Annotated in this window: 15 protein-coding genes, 1 tRNA gene and 1 pseudogene; 10 read left to right on the forward strand and 7 right to left on the reverse strand. The window is 68.6% G+C overall.

The window, feature by feature from the left end:
• Both AC1MIR_RS24540 and AC1MIR_RS24545 read right to left on the reverse strand, forming a co-directional pair.
• Positions 1–1,012: PAS domain-containing protein (locus tag AC1MIR_RS24540; RefSeq protein WP_480030799.1), on the reverse strand; the 1,012-nt coding region annotated here is incomplete at its 3' end.
• 12 nt (positions 1,013–1,024) lie between these two features.
• Complete coding sequence (locus AC1MIR_RS24545; protein WP_480030800.1) at positions 1,025–2,173, reverse strand: helix-turn-helix transcriptional regulator; 1,149 nt, start codon at positions 2,171–2,173, stop codon at positions 1,025–1,027.
• A 101-nt stretch (positions 2,174–2,274) separates the two neighbouring features.
• Between AC1MIR_RS24545 and AC1MIR_RS24550 the strand changes: the two genes are divergently transcribed.
• From AC1MIR_RS24550 to AC1MIR_RS24570, 5 genes are all read left to right on the forward strand, one after another.
• Positions 2,275–2,718 (forward strand): CidA/LrgA family protein, encoded by a 444-nt coding sequence (locus AC1MIR_RS24550; protein WP_480030801.1) that lies wholly within the window; start codon positions 2,275–2,277, stop codon positions 2,716–2,718.
• Positions 2,715–3,416, forward strand: coding sequence for an LrgB family protein (locus tag AC1MIR_RS24555; RefSeq protein ID WP_480030802.1), 702 nt, complete (start codon positions 2,715–2,717; stop codon positions 3,414–3,416). Before AC1MIR_RS24550 ends, AC1MIR_RS24555 begins: the two co-directional genes overlap by 4 nt.
• 29 nt (positions 3,417–3,445) lie before the next feature.
• Positions 3,446–4,186 (forward strand): hypothetical protein, encoded by a 741-nt coding sequence (locus AC1MIR_RS24560; RefSeq protein ID WP_480030803.1) that lies wholly within the window; start codon positions 3,446–3,448, stop codon positions 4,184–4,186.
• Between the two features lie 406 nt (positions 4,187–4,592).
• Entirely contained in the window at positions 4,593–5,987 is a 1,395-nt protein-coding gene (locus AC1MIR_RS24565) for a PEP-CTERM sorting domain-containing protein (protein ID WP_480030804.1), read from the forward strand.
• A gap of 102 nt (positions 5,988–6,089) precedes the next feature.
• Positions 6,090–7,916, forward strand: a complete 1,827-nt coding sequence (locus AC1MIR_RS24570) for a calcium-binding protein (protein WP_480030805.1) — start codon at positions 6,090–6,092, stop codon at positions 7,914–7,916.
• A gap of 576 nt (positions 7,917–8,492) precedes the next feature.
• On the opposite strand, the gene AC1MIR_RS24575 is transcribed toward AC1MIR_RS24570, so the two are convergent.
• A complete protein-coding gene (locus AC1MIR_RS24575) occupies positions 8,493–9,470 on the reverse strand; it encodes a zinc-binding alcohol dehydrogenase family protein (RefSeq protein ID WP_480030806.1) in 978 nt (325 codons plus the stop codon).
• Positions 9,471–9,575: 105 nt separating this feature from the next.
• Positions 9,576–10,178, reverse strand: a complete 603-nt coding sequence (locus AC1MIR_RS24580) for a YybH family protein (RefSeq protein WP_480030807.1) — start codon at positions 10,176–10,178, stop codon at positions 9,576–9,578.
• Between AC1MIR_RS24580 and AC1MIR_RS24585 the strand changes: the two are divergent.
• Both AC1MIR_RS24585 and AC1MIR_RS24590 read left to right on the forward strand, forming a co-directional pair.
• A pseudogene (locus tag AC1MIR_RS24585) lies at positions 10,177–10,287 on the forward strand (LysR family transcriptional regulator); the annotation flags it as partial. The gene AC1MIR_RS24580 and the pseudogene AC1MIR_RS24585 overlap by 2 nt on opposite strands.
• Positions 10,288–10,293: 6 nt before the next feature.
• A complete protein-coding gene (locus AC1MIR_RS24590) occupies positions 10,294–11,094 on the forward strand; it encodes a substrate binding domain-containing protein (RefSeq protein ID WP_480031002.1) in 801 nt (266 codons plus the stop codon).
• 62 nt (positions 11,095–11,156) lie between these two features.
• Here the strand turns inward: AC1MIR_RS24590 and AC1MIR_RS24595 are convergent.
• The 3 genes from AC1MIR_RS24595 to AC1MIR_RS24605 form a co-directional block, all read right to left on the reverse strand.
• A tRNA-Glu gene (locus tag AC1MIR_RS24595) sits at positions 11,157–11,232 on the reverse strand.
• Between the two features lie 179 nt (positions 11,233–11,411).
• Entirely contained in the window at positions 11,412–12,281 is an 870-nt protein-coding gene (locus tag AC1MIR_RS24600) for a sugar phosphate isomerase/epimerase family protein (RefSeq protein ID WP_480030808.1), read from the reverse strand.
• A gap of 15 nt (positions 12,282–12,296) precedes the next feature.
• Complete coding sequence (locus AC1MIR_RS24605; RefSeq protein WP_480030809.1) at positions 12,297–12,734, reverse strand: hypothetical protein; 438 nt, start codon at positions 12,732–12,734, stop codon at positions 12,297–12,299.
• A 191-nt stretch (positions 12,735–12,925) separates the two neighbouring features.
• Between AC1MIR_RS24605 and AC1MIR_RS24610 the strand changes: the two genes are divergently transcribed.
• From AC1MIR_RS24610 to AC1MIR_RS24620, 3 genes are all read left to right on the forward strand, one after another.
• Positions 12,926–14,203, forward strand: a complete 1,278-nt coding sequence (locus AC1MIR_RS24610; RefSeq protein ID WP_480030810.1) for a glycoside hydrolase family 99 protein — start codon at positions 12,926–12,928, stop codon at positions 14,201–14,203.
• Between the two features lie 98 nt (positions 14,204–14,301).
• Entirely contained in the window at positions 14,302–15,306 is a 1,005-nt protein-coding gene (locus AC1MIR_RS24615) for a class I SAM-dependent methyltransferase (RefSeq protein ID WP_480030811.1), read from the forward strand.
• A 229-nt stretch (positions 15,307–15,535) separates the two neighbouring features.
• On the forward strand, positions 15,536–16,570 hold the full coding sequence (locus AC1MIR_RS24620; RefSeq protein WP_480030812.1) for a methyltransferase domain-containing protein: 1,035 nt from the start codon (positions 15,536–15,538) through the stop codon (positions 16,568–16,570).
• Positions 16,571–16,618 lie beyond the last annotated feature (48 nt).

The raw sequence follows: 16,618 nt of genomic DNA on the forward strand, positions 1-16,618 counted from the left end.
CTCGGCCTTGATGATCACCTCCTCGAACTGCGCCGGCTCGTCCAGGCGGCCGAGGACGTTGAGCGTGACCTCGAAGGCCTGGCCCGGCACCGCCGGCGCCGCGCCCCCCCCGCCCCCCCCCCCCCCGCGGCAGTAGGCCGCGTCGTGCCTGCCCCACACCGAGTGGCAACACCCGCGCGATGGCCGGCGCCGACACCGGATCACCGAGCGGCACGCCGAGGCCGGGATGTCGCGGCGCCGCCTCTTCCGCCGCGGCCCGACCAATGGCAGCGCGAAGGGCCGATGTGGCCTGCGGGCCCGCGGCGGCGAGTCTGCCCTCTCGAAGCAGCATCGGACCGTCGGCGGTGAACATGCGCCGGGCGGCTGCATTGGCGTGCAGCACGCTGCCGGTGGAATCCACGATGCAGATGCCCGCGGACACCGCATCAAGCGCCGTCTCCAGCGTCGCCGCGTGCAGCGCGCGCATGTCGAGCAGGTTGCCGATCGCGACCGCGCGGCGGATATGCGGCGCCAGCAGGCGCATCAGCCGCACCTCGCGGTCGGTGACGAGTCCAACGGACTCATGCCGGGTCGCGGCGAAGAAGCCGATGCGCGGGCCTTCCTGCAGCACCACGAGCGTGATCCCGTCGCAGTAGCCGAGCGGGCGCGCCCATTCGATGGCGGCGCGGGAGGTCGCGAATTCCTGCGGCAAGTCGCGCGACAGGACCATGGGATCGTCCATGTCGCCGCTCCAGCGCGCTAGCGTCGCCATCTGCAGCGCGGCCACGTCCGCGGCGTAGACCTCGGTGATCTGGCGTGTCGCTTCAGGCGCCTCGCCCCACCCCTTGGCGAACAAATTGATGCCCCGCGAGCGGTCGAACAGGTAGAGCTGGCTCGCCACCAGGTCGAGCGCGCCGCAGATGCGGCCGATGGTCGGCGTCCAGCGGTCCGGATCCAACGCGCAGTCGTAGATGTCGCCGATCAGCGCAGAGAGCGCTTCGGCGTTAGGCAATATGCGGTCGGTCCCGGACATTGGTGGCCCCCTTCAGCCTTTGGCGCCGCCGATCGGCGGGCAGAGCCGGGCGACGAGCGCGCGCAGATCGGCCTGGCGCGCCGTGCCGGTCTTGGCGAGCAGGTGCGCCAGATGGGTCTTCGCGGTGGCGAGCGTGATCGCGAGGGCGCGTGCCGCCTCCGACGGCGTCTCATCGGCGACGATGCGCGCGAGCAGCCGCGACTCCGCCGGCGAGAGCCCGAAGGCGCGCGCGAAGCCGTCGAGGCCGGGCAGCGCCGCGCCATCCCGCCTCGCGACGAAGACCGCCGCGGCGGCCTGCGGCACCAGGCGCTGCTGCCGGTCGCGACGGCTCAGCGGCAGGACATGCGCGAGCGCCGTCTCGCCATCGCGTCCGGTCAGCGGAAGCCCGAGACCCGTGGCGCCGAGTTCCGCCTCGTCGCGCGCCGCCAGGGCCAGCGCCCCCCGCAGGGCTGCCGTCTCCTCGGGCCTGCCTGCGGCCAGGCGGCCGCCCTCGCTGCAGATCGGCAGGCCTTCCGCCATCATACCGCGTGCGGCCGCATTGGCGTGCAAGATGCGTCCACCCTGGTCGAGGATGCAGACGCCGAGGCGGAGGCGATCCAGCGTGTCGGCAAGCGATTCGGCGGCCACGGACCGGCTCTCGAGCAGGTTGGCGATCGTCACGGCGCGGCGCGCATGCGGCGCGAGCAGGCGCATCGCTTCGATCTCGCGGGGGCCGGCCGGGCCGTGCCGCAGGTGCCGCGCGACGCCCCACTGGCCCACGCGCCAGCCATCGCGCAGCACTACCGTGCTGACCATGTCGCAGTAGCCGAGCGGCAGCGCCCAGGCGCGGTAGAAGGCGCTGTCCAGGAAGCCGGGCGGTGCGTCCCGCCGCATCACGAAGGGCTCAGCATCGTCCGCCCGCAGCAGCACCGCGCGCTGCATCGCGGCCGATTCCGCGCCGTAGCGTTCGCGCAGCTCGCGCGTGGCATCCGGCGGTTCGCCCCAGCCGCGGGCGAAGCTGTGCAGGCCCGTGTCGAAATCGACGACGTAGAGTTGGCTGGCCACGAAGTCGAAGGCGCGGCAGACGCGCTGCATCGCCGTCGGCCAGAGATCGGGATCCAGCGCGCAGTCGTAGACGGCGCCGATCAAATCCGAGAGACCTGCCGGGGTCAGCCTCATCATCGGGTTCAGCCTGTCTTCGCGAAAGTCGCGGGCCGCGGCGGTCGCGCCCGGCACCCCGCACGACATGCCGAACGGACGGACCATCCGCATCATCCGTACGGATGATGCGCCGCCCCAACGGTCGCTGCAACGTCCTGTTCCACACGCTGGGCGGAGCGGACAGCATGGTGCAGGCGTTCCTCATGCTCGTGAGCGCCCAGCTGGCCGGCGACGCGCTCGCGGCGCGGGCGGGCCTGCCGCTGCCCGGCATGGTCCTGGGCCTCGCCCTGCTGCTGGCGGTATTGTCCGTTCGCGCGCGCCTGCTAGGGCCCGAACGCGCCGCGCCGGCGGGGCTGGGGCAAACCGCCCAGGGGCTGCACGCCCATTTCGGCCTGCTGTTCGTTCCGGCCGGGGCGGACATCGTGTCCCATCTCGACCTGCTGGCGCGCGAGGGCGGCGCCATCGTCGCGGCGGTCATCGGCTCCACCCTGATCGGCATCGCGCTCTCGGCCCGCATCGCCGCCGGCTGGGCGCAGCGCGGTTCGGCGCGGGAGGCGTTGCAATGACGGGCGCGCCGCTCTGGCCGCTGGCGCTGACGCTCGGCGCCTATGCGGCGGCGCTGATCGCCTGGGAGCGCAGTGGCCGGTCGGCGCTGCTGAACCCGACCCTTGTGGCGATCGCGATCGTCGCCCTGGTGCTGGTCGGCAGCGGCGCCGACCGCGCGGCCTATCGCGCCGGGGCGCAGCCGGTGCACCTGCTGCTCGGGCCGGCCGTGGTGGCGCTGGCCGTGCCGCTGCATCGCCATGCCGCGCTGCTGCGTGCCCGGGCCGCCGCCCTGCTGGCGGCCCTCGCGGTCGGCTCGACGGCGACCATCCTGGCGACCGTCGCGCTGGCCTCATGGTTCGGCGCGGGCGCGGTGACCCTGCTGTCGCTGGCGCCCAAGTCCGCGACGGCCGGCGTCTCCATGGCGATCAGCGCGCGCTGGGGCGGCATTGCGGCGCTCACGGCGGTGGTCACCATCCTGGCCGGGATCACCGGGGCGGTGGCCGGACCTGCGCTGCTCGACGCGCTGCGCATCCGGGATCCGGTCGCGCGCGGCTTCGGCATCGGCGTGGCGAGCCATGGCATCGGCACCGCCCGTGCCTTCTGCGAAAGCGAGACGGCCGGGACTGCGGCCGGCCTCGCCATGGGGCTGAACGCCGTGCTGACCGCGCTGCTCGTGCCCCTCGTGCTCGCCATCCAGGTACGCCTGGCCGGTCCATGACCTGTGCAGCCCACGGGAGGAGAGGTAAGATGCGCAACATGCTCTGCGCCGGTGTCCTCGGCGGTTCGCTCTGGGCCGCCGCCGCCGCCGGCGAATACACGCGGTTCGAGCCGCTGCCCTATGCCCTGGCGGAGGCCGCCGCGCCGCGCGGAGGCTGCAACCGGCTCGCCCTGATGAACATTCCGGCGGGATGGCAGAGCGGCGACGCGGCCGTCGTGCTGCTCACCGAGGCATCGCTTCGTGATCCGCTGCGCCATGTCCTGGTGGCGATCCTGCTCGACGAGAAGGCGGCGGTGATCGAGGCGGTGTCCGGCACGGAGGCCCGGTGCGGCCCGGGCGAGCGGGAGGAGACGGAGGCTGAGGCCGCCGCCGAGGATCCGCTGGCGGTGCTGTTCGGCGTGCTCGATGCGGCGAGGCAGGCGGGCGCCGGGCTCACGATCGCCCTCGGCTATGGTCCCGGGGGCGAGGTGGCGCTCGACGCCGTGCGCGAGGAGGTCGCCATGCGTCATCTGGCGCCCGGGGCGCCGCGCTTCGCCGCGGCCGCGGCGCTCGGCGCAGGCCGTCCCGCATTCGCCCTCGGCGCCCCCATGCCGCCGGCCGAGGCTGCGCCGGAACGGCTTCTGCTGCTCTGCGAAGCGATCGACGCTGCCCATGGCAGCCTCGGCGAAGCGGCGCGCGCCGACGTGCAGAGGAGCGGCGACTCATGCCGCGCCGCCCTGGCCCCCGGCGTGCCTGCCCCGTCGCGCTGGAGAGCGGTTCTCTCGCGCTGAGGCGCCCCAGCAGAATTCCGGCAAGCTCGGCGTGTGGCCACCCGCGGCGCGCATCGTGCCGACGATTCGACGCAGACGCGCTCGGCGCGGAAGTCTCCCGCAGCGCCTGCACGAGCTGCCAATCGAGGTCATCGAACACCGCAACGAGCAACGTGGCAGCCTCGCGCGCCGCCGGTGCTGACCACCGTCAGCAGAAACCAGACTCGCAGTGATCGTTACGACCCAAGCGCGACCCTGCGTTGACGCTTGCCGGGATGAAGATGCGACACGCTTCGCCTCGGAACATATTCCCTCATCCGAACGGATGACGCTGCGCCGTTGAGGCTGCGCAATCATGCGCACCGCAACACGCCACCCCGCGGGTTATCGGGCGGCCATTTCACAACGCAAGAAGGGAGATACCAGGATGAGACCGAGCCGCAGCCTGCTGTCCGGCGCCCGCTTCGGCCTCGCGCTACTGGCCGGAACAGCGCTGGCCGGCGCCGCCTGGGCCGCGCCGCTGATCGTCCCGGTCGGGACCTATGCCGGCGCGGGGGGCACCCACGGGACGGCGGGCGCGGCCGGAACCAGCGGTGCGAACGCAAGTCCCATCCTTCAATCGCTACCCCCGGGCGGTGTGGGTAGCGCAGGCGGTGGCGGTGGGCCGGCCTTCAACGGTGGACCCGGCGCGCCCGGCGGTGCCGGCTTCGTCATCGGCAACGGCAGCGGCGTGGTCACTGGGGGCAGCTTCATCGGAGGGACCGGCGGTACTGGCGGGGCCGGCGGGCCGGGCGGCGCTGGCGGTGGCGGGGCATGGGCCTTCCCCAACTTCGTCGACGCCTGCGTCTTCCAGGGCGGTCCCTGCGCCGGCGCCGTCTATGGGGGCGCCGGTGGGCAAGGCGGTGGCGGTGGCCCGGGCGGGGCGGGCGGCTTCGGAGGCTTCGGTCTACTGGTCCAGGGCACCGGTATCTCAGTCGCGGTACTGGGTGGGTCCTTCGCCGGCGGTACGGGCGGGGCGGGTGGCGCCGGCGGCGCGGGCGGCGCTGGCGGGCAGGGGGGGGAAGGCTACTATATCGTTCCGGATGACTATGGCGTCGTCGGCGGCGCGGGCGGCCCGGGCGGACATGGCAGTTCCGGCGGCACCGGCGGGCAGGGCGGCTTCGGCCTCGGCGCGTCGGGCAGCAGCGTGACCGTGGATGTGTATGGCGGCAGCTTCGTCGGGGCGTTCGGCGGAACCGGCGGCACTGGTGGCGCGGGCGGCGATGGCGCGCTGGGCGGACGGGACGGAGCCTACAATGGCGGGCCATTCCAGAACGGCGGACCTGAAGGCAGTGGCGGCGCTGGCGGCGCCGGCGGGTTCGGCCTCGGGCTGCCCGGCGCGACGGGCGGCGCAGGCGAGCCGGGCGGGCTGGGCGTCGTGCCGTCGGGCGGCCCAGGTGGCCCTGGCGGACAGGGCGGGCCGGGGGGCAGCGGCGGCTTTCCCGGGGTCGGGCTGCTGGCCGACGACCTGGCGAAGATCGTCATCCATGCGTCCGCCTTCAGCTACGACCCCGGCACCTTCCGCCTGACCGCCACCTTCTTCGACGGCTCGTTGCTCGACACCTTTGGGCTAGCGATCCGCGGCGGGCAGATCCTGTGGTCGCCGGAGCCCTACAATCCCGGCAGCAACGGCGGCGGCTCTGGCGGCGGCACGACCGTGCCGGAGCCAACGAGCCTCGCGCTGCTGGCAGTCGGCCTGCTGGGGCTAATGCCGGCGGCGCGCCGGGGACGCGCGGAAAGACAGGGAGCGAAGCGCGCTGCTCGGCCCCCCTGCGCCGGGTGAGGCGCGGGGCGCCCTTCGCGCCACGCAGCTACCGGCGACAGTGTCGACCAACGAGTCTCAGCACATCGGATTGACGCTCCCCGGGGCCTGAAGGAACCAGAGATGTACCGCATCGTCAGTGGCCTTGAGCCTGACAGCACGGCGCTGCTCGACGGCTTCGACACGCTCCTGGTCAGACGGGACGGCGCCATGATCGGCACGATCGGCAGTCCGTTTACTGATCTCATCGCTGTTTCAGGCGCAGGCAACAGCGTCACGATCCAAGGCGTGGCCGACGACGAGACCGGCGCCGCCATCGCGGTGCGCGCCTCGCAGGACACACGCATCCAAGTCGGGGCCGAGGGCAACGTCGCGGGCGGTGGCGGGGCGGCCGCGCTCACGGCCTTCGCGCTGGAGCCAGTGAGCGGGCTCCGCATCGCGAATGACGGACTCATCAGCGGCCGTTACGGCAACGCCGACGGCATCAAGGCCGGCCCGACCGCGATCGGGGCGGTGATCGTCAATCGCGGCCGCATCGAGGGGCACGATGCCATCGCCCTGTTTGGCACGGATGCGCGCGTGCTCAACCTCGGCGGCGTGCTGGCCGGCAGTTCGGCGGGCCTCTATGCCGCGGCGGCGGGACTGATGCTCGAGAACAGCGGAACGATCAGCGGCGACCTGGTCGGGCTCGCGCTCGGCGGCGCGAGCGCCTTCATCGCCAATTCCGGCACCATCCTCTCGCTCGCCGACAGCTTCATGAGCGGCGACGACACCCATGCGGCCCTCTACGTCGCTACCGGCGTGGCGCAACTGACCAACACGGGTACCATCCGGGCGCTGCTGAGCAACGCAGTCTTTTCGACATCCGCCACGGATGGGATCGCCCTGACCAACACAGGCCTGATCGAGGCGCGTCCGACGCAACTCGCCCTGCGCGGCGGCGGCGGCCATGACGTGATCACCAACGCAGGCACGCTGATCGGCGGCGTGGCACTGCGTGGCGGCGCGGATCTCTACGACGGCAGCCAGGGCAACGTGTCGGGCTTGGTGAATGGCGGCGACGGCGCCGACACGCTGATCGGCGGCGCCCGGGGGGAGCGGCTTCTGGGCGCCGCCGGGAACGACTCGGTGCGAGGCGGCGCCGGGAACGACACACTTTCGGGCGGCGGGATTGTGCTGGAGGGAGGCAGGGATTCCAACAGCGGCACCGACACGCTCGACGGTGGCGCCGGCGCCGACTCGCTCTTCGGCAGCGACGGCACAGACCTGCTCGCCGGCGGCGAGGGCAACGACACGGTAGCGGGCGGGCTCGGTGCCGACACGCTGAATGGTGGCGGCGGCTTCGACCTGCTGGACTATACCGGTTCCGCGCAGGGCGTCAGCATCGACCTGGCCTTGGGCGACGCGGCCGGCGGCGACGCCGCGGGCGACGAGATCTCGGGCTTCGAGGCGGTGCGCGGCAGCATCCGCGCCGACACCCTCACCGGCGACGACGCGGCCAACTGGCTCGCCGGCGGCAGAAGCAACGACATCCTCACTGGTGGCGCCGGCAACGACACGCTGCTCGGCGAGGTCGGCGCCGATACGCTGACCGGCGGCGCCGGGGCCGACCTGCTCATCGGCGGCAACCTGCCCGATGTCTTCCGCTACCTCGCAGTCTCGGACTCCACGCCCGCCGCTGGTGGCCGCGACCGCATCCGCGACTTTCGTCAGGCAGATCTGGACAAGATCGATCTCTCAGCGATCGATGCGAGGCCCGGCGAGGCCGGCAACCAGCCCTTCACCTTCATCGGCGCCGCGTCCTTCTCCGGCGTGCAGGGCGAGTTGCGCGCCGCAATCGCGGGCGCGGTCACCGTCGTCGACGCCGACACTGACGGCAACGCGGTGGCCGACCTCCGCATCGTGCTCAACGGCGCCATCACTTTGGGCGCCGCCGACTTCGTGTTGTAGGCGGCTATTCTCTTTCCTCCCCCATGGCTTTCTCCAACTCCGCCACCTTTCCGCCGCAGAAACCCGAGGATTTCCCCGGCTTTCAGCCTGGCTGGTAAATCGCCCAAGTCGCCAGGTTCGGAGAAAACGGCGCCGGAGAGAGCCGTTTACGGGCTTCGTTCCGCCTGCGCATCCGCCAGTCCGCGCGCGAAACCCGCGGAAAACCTGCGCCTCACGGCGTCGGCCCGCCTTCGGGAGAAAATTTGTCTCGGGGAGAGGTGGCGTAGGAAAGGGAACCCACGCCAACTGGTCTCTGGGCGTTGTGCGGCAGATTCGACATGCTAGGCCCAGAGGGCTGCGGACGCACCGTGGTTCGCCCCCGTGAGCTCCACCTGCATGGCGGTCTCGTTCCAGACGACCAGCCTGTCCGCGGTATCCGGCATCACGCCGCCCGGCGCTTCCCCGCCGCGACCGCCCGCGTCCACCAAAGCCGGAGGGAGCGAGACCGGGATCCAGCCTTCTCCGTCAATCCGGGTGGTCGGCGAGGCGGTGGCCGCGACGCCGTGCCCGGGCTCGCCGCCTTCGCCCGGCCTCCGCTCACGTCGTGACCACGATCTTTCCCCCCGCCGTGTTCCCTTCCATTGTCCGGTGCGCCTCGACGATGTCGTCGATGGTGAACACGCGCCCGATCGGCGGCGTGAAGGTTCCGGCCTCGACCGCGTCGATCACCTTCTGCAGCGGGGTCGCGACGAAGTCCTCGGCGCCGCCCGCATAGGTCGTCAGGTTCACCGCCGTCGGGATCGCCGCCATCGGGCTGAAGCGCTCGAACTCCCAGGCATTACCGACCATGCCGGTCATGCAGACGGCTCCGCCGGGCGCGGTCGCCCGCAGGCTGTCGAGCAGCGTCGTCGTCCCGACAAGCTCCAGGACCCGCTGCACGCCGCCCGGATAGGATGCCCTCACCGCCGCCGCGATGTTCCCGTCATCGACGAAGACCTCGTCGGCGCCGTTCTTCAGGAGCATCGCGCGCCGCTCCGGGTTGCGGGTCGTGGCGAGCACGCGGAGCCCCGCCTGCCTGGCGAGGATCGCGGCCGTCAGCCCGACCGAGGTCGTCCCGCCCCTGATTAGCAGCGTCTCGCCCGCCGCGATGCGCAGCGCGGCGTGGAGCGATCCCGAGGCCGTCTGCACCATCTCGGGAAGCGCGCCAAGCACCTCCCAGGGCAGCTTCGTGTCGACCTTGAGCACCTGACCGGCCGGAACCAGCGTGTATTCGGCATAGCCGCCGTCGAAGGCGCGCCCCATGCCGCCCATCGCTGTCGCCACGCGGTCTCCGACGGCGAATGTCCCATCGGGATCGGCCGCGACCTCGCCCACCGCCTCGATCCCGAGGATGCGCGGAAACTGGACATTCGGCGAATGGCCCTGCCGGGTGAACAGTTCGGACCGGTTGAGCCCGAAGGCCCGGACGCGAACCAGCACCCAACCCGGCTTCGCGGCGGGAACGGGGCGGCTCTCGATCTTCAGCACCTCGGGTCCGCCGGCCTCGTCGATCACCACGGCCTTCATCATGCTCATGGTGCAGCCCTCGGTGCCTCGGATCGACCGTCGAGCGACAGACCCCGCACAGCCGTGTCGCCGAAACTGCCGGGATTGCTCATCTGCGCAAATCCCCGTCCGTGCTCAGGGCCTCGCGGGGGATGTCGTGGAGAACGCATAGCGCGCGATCTTCCACGTGCCGTCCAGGCGCCGCATCACGAACAGTTCCTGGTTCGCCTCCGGCCCGCTCCGGCCGGTGGCCAGCACGGTCACGGTCCCGGCCGAGTTGGTTCGCGCGAAGGCCCAGTCATCGGCCACTGGCACCACCTCGACGATGTCGAAGACGACGTTCAGCCGGATGGCGCCGAAGACGCCCTCATAGGCGGCCCGCACCGGCCCGGCACCGACGGCCGAGCGGAGATGCTGCGGCATGAACACGCCATCCTCGGCGTAGAGCCGCATGACCGCGTCGGTGTCGCCGGCGTTGAGGGCTGCCTCGTACTGCCGGAGGGTCCCGGTGATCGCGGCGACGGCATCGGAGCCCTGGCCACGCGCGGCATCCGCCGGGGCCAGGAGTGCCAAGGCCAGCGCGGCCTGGCGAAGGTGCATGGGAGCGAACATGGGCGTGTCCTTCGTGTCGTGGTTCGGATGCGCCACGCTGACACTATACCGCTTGAAGGAATATCCGTAGATTTCGAGAATAATAATCTCTGTGGTGGGATAATCGATGCAGGACTTCACGGCCATGGCCTACTTCGTCCATGTCGTCGAACAGGGCGGCTTCTCCGCGGCGGCGCGTCACCTCGGCGAACCGCTCTCCACCATCAGCCGCCGCATCGCCGAGCTCGAGCAGGATCTCGGCGTGCGGCTGCTCGAGCGCTCGACCCGGAAGGTGAGGCTGACCCATCTCGGCGAGACCTATCTCGAGTATTGCCGCCGCGGGCTGCAGGAGTTCGAGGGCGGGCGCCTCGCCATCCGGGACAGGCAGTCCGAGGTTTCGGGCCTGCTGCGGATCACCGTCCCGCCCAGCCTCGTCGAGGCCTTCTTCCTGCCGGCGGTGGCGGAATTCCAGGCGGCCTACCCCAACGCCCGCATCGCGATCCTGAGCACGGAGCGGTACGTCGACCTCCTGCACGAGCGGATCGACGTCGCCTTCCGCATCAGCCCGCTGAAGGACAGCCAGCTGGCCACGAGACGGATGGCAAGCTACGCGTCGTACCTCGTGGCCGCGCCGGCCTATCTCCAGGGCCGATCGCCGCCGGCCGAGCCGGCGGATCTGCCCTTCCATCGGATCGTCGCCTTCGAGGGCGGGGCCGGCCCGGTGACCTGGAACCTGCGCCGCGCGTCACCGGAGGCGTCGGGGGAGAGCGTCTCGCTCGACGTCCTGCCGAATCTGGCGATGAACGATTTCGCGGGGATCCTCGCCGCGGCGCTGCGCGGATGCGGCATCGCCCGGATCCCATCAATCCTGTGTTCGTCCCATCTGCGGGAGGGCCGGCTTGCCCGGATCCTGCCGGGCTGGGCGTTCGAGCCGGCCACGATCTCGGCCGTCATGCCCGGCAACCGGAACCTGTCGCGGCTCAACCGCCTGTTCCTCGATCACTGTGCGGTCGCACTGCCCCGATCGCTCGCGGATGCCGAAAGACTGGAGGCTCAGGAATAGCGGACGGTCCAACCGGCGAACGGGTCGGCGACCCTCAAAGGCCGAATCTCGGTCCCCTCTGCTGGCGTCCCGTACGGGATTCGAACCCGTGCTGCCAACGTGAAAGGCTGGTGTCCTAGGCCTCTAGACGAACGGGACAGCAGGCCAGCGGGGAAACGGGTGATCCACCTGCGTGGCGAATCCCCGGCCGGCCGGCTGAATAGCCGCGCCGGGCACGATCGGCTAGCCCCCAAGGCCGAAATCAGTCGCCCCCGGAGCGAGCGCGTCCAGAGGCTCCGCCGCTCGGCCCTGGCTCGGCGGCCGAGTCGCGCGTCGCCTCAGGCGGTCAGAGCCAGGTAGTCGCGCACCGCGCGGTCGAGCAGGCCGGGCAGCTCCGGCCGGCCCATCTGGTCCCAGAACACCTCGAACTCCACCGCGCCGCCATAGCCCGCGGCATCGAGGTCGCGGAGGAACAGCGCCAGATCAACCGGCCCCGCCGAAAGCTCCGCCCGCCGCGCGGCGCTGCCATCTGCCGGCACCTCCTGCCCGCAGACCTGCACCACCAGGATGTCCTGGGGCGCCTCGGCGATCGCGGCTGCCAGCTCCGCGTCCCACCACGAATGGTGGAAGTCGAGCGTCAGCCCCACCTCCGCATGGCGCGCGGCCAGCGCGCGGGCGTGCGAGACCTGGTTGATGCAGCCCTTGGTGCCGAGCGCCACCGGATGCATCGGCTCCAGCGCCAGGCGCACGCCGGCCGCGCGGGCGCGTGCGGCGAGGCGGTCGAGCCCCTCGGCGGCGCGGGCGCGGGCCTCGCGCAGGGAAGGGGCGGGCTGGCCGGGGCCGGCGCCGTGCAGCGTGCCGCCCAGGATGACATTGATCGGCGCGCCGAGCGCCTGCGCCGCGGCGAAGAGCAGGTCGTCGAGTCGCGCCTGCGCCGCCGCCGCGGCCGGATCGGCGTGCAGCACATAGCCCGTGCTGTTCAGCGAGGTGCAGGCCAGGTCATGCCGGCGCAGCAGGCGGGCGAGGTCTTCGGGGCCCATCGCCTCCACCGCCCGGGCGGTGAGGCCGACGCCGCCGGCGCCGCGTTCCGCCGCAAGGGCGCAGAAGCGGTCGAGCGGGCAGTCCGGCGGCGCCATGTAGAGGTTGAAGGAGAGGCGGCGCAGCCGTGCCGCGGGCGGGCCGCCGACCAGGGCAGGGGCCGCGGCCATCGGCGCGCGGGCCGCTCAGGCCTCGCGCCGGAAATACACGGCGAAGACGGCGGCGCCGAGCACGCGCCCATCCTCGCTGCCGAACTGCTTGGGCGAGGCGGAGTCGGGCGTGTCCAGCGTGATCACGTTCATCTTCGCGCGCAGGATGCTGGTGGGGAAGTTCATGATCAGGATGCGGCGATGGGTGACGAAGAAGGAGCCGACGCGCAGGCCGTTGAGGTAGATGAAGACGTTCTGGCCGACGATCTCCGGCTGGCGCTTGAACACGTCCAGCTCGATCATCAGGTCGGCCATGCCGGTGCGGCTGCGTCCTGCCTCGTCGAAGTCGAAGGTGATCTCGCCCCAGCGGCCCATCTGCCAGACGAACCCGTCTTCGACCGGCGCGAAGCTTTCGAGCAGCACGCCCGCATCCGCCCAGCTGCGCACGTCGAGGACGTCCTGGAAATTCTTCACGGTGCGACTCTCCGCTGCAAGGGATGGATGGTTGACGCGCTCGGACAGGTTGTTTCCTTGCAAGCTGCCCGTTCGTCAACCCGCTTCGCGCGTGAAGAATGGCTGTTGTGCAACTGTCATCTGTGCGGTTCCCTGTGGAGCCGCGGGATGACGCCGCGGCGCGGCGATGCGCGGCGACGGGAGGGCCGGTCATGACGGGTGCGATGCGTCGCCGCCTGCTGCTTTCGGCGGCAAGTGCTGCCTTCGCGCTGCCCGCGTTGCGCCGTTCGGCGGCAGAGACACGGCATCAGACGCTGCATCGCCGGCATGTTGTGGGCTACCAGGGCTGGTTCGTCTGCCCGGACGAGCAGAATCGCGACGACTGGTTCCATTGGTTTCACCGCACGCAGGACGGGCGGTTGCAGCCGACCTTCGACATGCTGCCCGACACCTCGGAGCTTGAGCAGGGCGAGGGCTGCCCCACGCCCTGGACGGACCGCGCCGGCCGGCCTGTTCGCCTGTTCAGCGCGCAGGATGCGCGCACGGTGCGGCGGCATTTCCGCTGGATGCGCGAATACGAGATCGACTGCGCGGCCGTGCAGCGCTTTGTCACCGTGCTGTCGGCGCCGCGAAGGCGGGCGCAGGTGGACCGGACGCTTGCTCACGTTCGCGCTGGCGCCGAGGCCGAAGGGCGGGCGATGTTCCTCATGTATGACCTCAGCGGCACCGATGATGCGGGCCTCCGCGTGCTGGTGGAGGATTGGCGCCGACTGGTCGAGGAGGGGCAGTTGCGCAGCGCGGCGCAGCAGTTCCACGCTGGCCGGCCGGTGCTTGGCCTCTGGGGCCTCGGGTTCCGGGACCGGAAGCTCACGCCCGATGCCGTCTTGCACGCCCTGTCCGATCTGCGCCGCACAGCCGGTGCCCAGGGCCTGACGATCGTTGCCGGCGTCCCGGCGTATTGGCGGACCGGCACGCGCGACGCCGACCCCGCCCCGCGCTGGCAGGAGGTGTATGCCGCGGTGCAGGTACTGAGTCCGTGGACGGTCGGCCGCTATGCCGATGCGACAGGTGCGGACGCCTATCTCCGGGAGGTGCTCCGCCCTGACCTTGCAACAGCGGCCGCGAGTGGGCGGGAGATGCTGCCGGTGATCTTCCCCGGCTTTTCGTGGTCGAACCTGATGCAGGCGCGGCAGCGGGAAGGGCGGTTGAACCAGATCGCCCGGCGCTGCGGCCAATTCTACTGGCACCAAGCGGCCAATGCGGTGAATGCCGGGGCCGGCACGCTCTACACCGCGATGTTCGACGAGGTGGATGAGGGGACGGCGATCTTCAAGCTGGTGCCCGACCTGGCGGGCCAGCCCTCGGATGCAGCGTTCCTGGCGCTGGATGCGGATGGCTGTGCGCTGCCAGCCGACTGGTACCTACAGCTCGCGCGCAAGATCACCCAGGGCTTGCGCGATGGCCACCTCGCGGCGCAGCCGGCCCTTTAAGCACGTCCTTCGATGAGGCCTGGCGAAGCGCCCGAGTTGACGGGTGCGCTACGACCGTGCAGGCAGGCAATCCCTTTCCGGCACTCTGGAGGTGCTGAATGCTTACTGATGAAGAAATTCGCATGGCATGGCGGCTCATCCTAGGCCGCGAACCCGAGAACGAGCGCGTTTACGAAGCACACCGCACCCATGAGAGTCTTGAAAGCCTGAGGCGAGTTCTTCTGCAGTCCGCAGAGTTTCGCCAAAAATTTGCCGGAACGGTCAAAACAATTGATCGGCTTAGACTTGCGGTCAATCCAACTAGCCCTGCTAAAGCTAGCGCCGAACAACTAAAAATGATGTTTGATCGCATTCAAGAGCAATGGACTGCGCTTGGTGAGTCAGAGCCGTATTGGTCTGTTCTCACAAATCCACGGTTTAAGATGGAGAAAATCGAAGAAAACAAGAAAGATTTTTTTCAGAGCGGGGCGCGAGATCTTCAGGCTGTGAGGGCCGCCATTTCGCGTAATCGCCTCCAGATCCCTGAGGGCGCGACGTGCGTTGAGCTCGGGTGCGGCGTGGGGCGAGTATCGCTACAGCTGGCTTCGATTTTTTCGAATGTTCACGCGTACGATATTTCGGAAGGAAATCTGGCGATAGCGAAAAGATATGCCGAGCAGACATCAACGCAGAATGTCCATTTCCATTTGATGAGAAATATTGCCGACTACGATTTGATCGAGGAATTTGATCTATTTTATTCCATCATTGTTTTACAGCACAATCCTCCGCCTGTTCAGCGTTATATGTTGGAAAAAATTGTGGCGAGAGGCAAGCCCGGATGTATCTTCATATTTCAGGTCCCAACATACGCGGCCCGATACCATTTCGAGCCCGAGGAGTATCTGGAAGCTCCCCCGAGGACACTCGAAATGCACGTGCTTCCATTCGGCGAGATCAGTGACGTGCTGACGGCCGGGCAGTGTCGGTTGCTCGAGGTCATGGAGGACAATGCGGCCGGCCACCCAGAGTGGCTTTCGCAAACTTTTGTTGCACAAAAGCGTGGTGAACGAATTGTGGGTGCGAAGCAGCGTGGCGCTCGGCCATCGACACGGCGGAACTGATCCCTGAGCCATACGTGGATAGCCGCAGCGCTGGCGGACAAGCCAGTTACTCTCGCCCTGTGTCGAGCTCATGTCGAGAGGGCTGCGCGACGTGACAAAGGGCGGCGAACCAAGGCCGAGCGGGCCGCTGGTCGGCCAACCCATGGTGGCCTAGGATCAGGCCAACGAGGCAGCTGGCGATGTTCGTCAAACTTGCGTTGATATGATGAGTGTGGTTGGGGGCCGAAAAATGGAACCTGATGCGAAGATTGAAGCCTACAAACCGTTTGTTCAGGCGGCTTATCAGGCCACCTTGAACCGGCCAGCGGATCCGAAAGGCCTTGCATATTACGCGGAGCGCATGGCGCAAAACAAACTGACTCCCGAAGAGCTCCTTAGCCTTCTCATGAAGACAGAAGAGCGCAAGAATCTTCTCAGTATTGGCGAAAAGCGAATTGGAAATATTTCTCAAAGTAAGATATTTCGGGAGCACGGCACGAAGACTTATGCGGAAAGAACTACGTCATTGCGCGCAGGTGCCGCCAATTACCTTACGCAGTTGGCTGAGGCGTTAAGCACGCTGAATGCACAAGGAAAATTAAGTAACAACCCTGTTTCTGTTGAATATTTTGCGTTTCACCATCGCAGATTTTCGGAAAATTGCCACGCGCTCGACTGGATGCGAACTGCACTCGGAAAGAAAGGTAAGGAATTTTCCGTTCTGGAGGTGGGCTCTGGTCTGACGGTTATGTTATACAAGAAAATATTCCCCGACATCACAATAGGTTCTGCAGATTTGTTTTTCAATCCTTTTATAAGTGATATTGTCTGCGGTCAGTGGAAGGTAGATTTGAATGCTGTGGACACGCGCGAGCACGACCTCACGCCGGATTTCCAATTCGACGTTGTCCTTTTTTGTGAAGTTCTTGAGCATTTGGTCGTTAATCCAGAGAACTTGTTTTCCATGTTGGCGCGCTCTATCAAGCCGGGCGGATTTCTATATGTGACGACGCCGAATTTCTATGCGGCGCATGTGCGACAAAAGATAGCAAACTATCGCAACCCGCAACATCTATTTCCTGCTCGCTACGCTCCGCATGAGCGTTTTCATTTTCATGTTCGCGAGTATACAATGCCTGAGGTTATGGAAGCCATGCGTAATATTGGATTGCGTATTTATGGGTTTCAGTTTTCTGATTGTTGGGATAAGCCCGAGGTGGCGCGGGAATTGCCTCCTGACCAATGGCAAAATATGGTTGTGATCGGGCAGAAGGTAGAAGGCTAGCTGCGCCAAGGATTCCATCTTCCCCTGCGCCGCCAACCGCAGAAGCGT

It is taken from the genome of Falsiroseomonas sp. RANM36 (genome assembly GCF_056682175.1).

Coding starts and splice junctions, on each gene's coding strand:
- AC1MIR_RS24545 (WP_480030800.1), bottom strand. CDS start 2,173: ATGATGAGGCTGACCCCGGCAGGTCTCTCGGATTTGATCGGCGCCGTC.
- AC1MIR_RS24550 (WP_480030801.1), top strand. CDS start 2,275: ATGATGCGCCGCCCCAACGGTCGCTGCAACGTCCTGTTCCACACGCTG.
- AC1MIR_RS24555 (WP_480030802.1), top strand. CDS start 2,715: ATGACGGGCGCGCCGCTCTGGCCGCTGGCGCTGACGCTCGGCGCCTAT.
- AC1MIR_RS24560 (WP_480030803.1), top strand. CDS start 3,446: ATGCGCAACATGCTCTGCGCCGGTGTCCTCGGCGGTTCGCTCTGGGCC.
- AC1MIR_RS24565 (WP_480030804.1), top strand. CDS start 4,593: ATGAGACCGAGCCGCAGCCTGCTGTCCGGCGCCCGCTTCGGCCTCGCG.
- AC1MIR_RS24570 (WP_480030805.1), top strand. CDS start 6,090: ATGTACCGCATCGTCAGTGGCCTTGAGCCTGACAGCACGGCGCTGCTC.
- AC1MIR_RS24575 (WP_480030806.1), bottom strand. CDS start 9,470: ATGAGCATGATGAAGGCCGTGGTGATCGACGAGGCCGGCGGACCCGAG.
- AC1MIR_RS24580 (WP_480030807.1), bottom strand. CDS start 10,178: ATGGCCGTGAAGTCCTGCATCGATTATCCCACCACAGAGATTATTATT.
- AC1MIR_RS24600 (WP_480030808.1), bottom strand. CDS start 12,281: ATGGCCGCGGCCCCTGCCCTGGTCGGCGGCCCGCCCGCGGCACGGCTG.
- AC1MIR_RS24610 (WP_480030810.1), top strand. CDS start 12,926: ATGACGGGTGCGATGCGTCGCCGCCTGCTGCTTTCGGCGGCAAGTGCT.
- AC1MIR_RS24615 (WP_480030811.1), top strand. CDS start 14,302: ATGCTTACTGATGAAGAAATTCGCATGGCATGGCGGCTCATCCTAGGC.
- AC1MIR_RS24620 (WP_480030812.1), top strand. CDS start 15,536: ATGGAACCTGATGCGAAGATTGAAGCCTACAAACCGTTTGTTCAGGCG.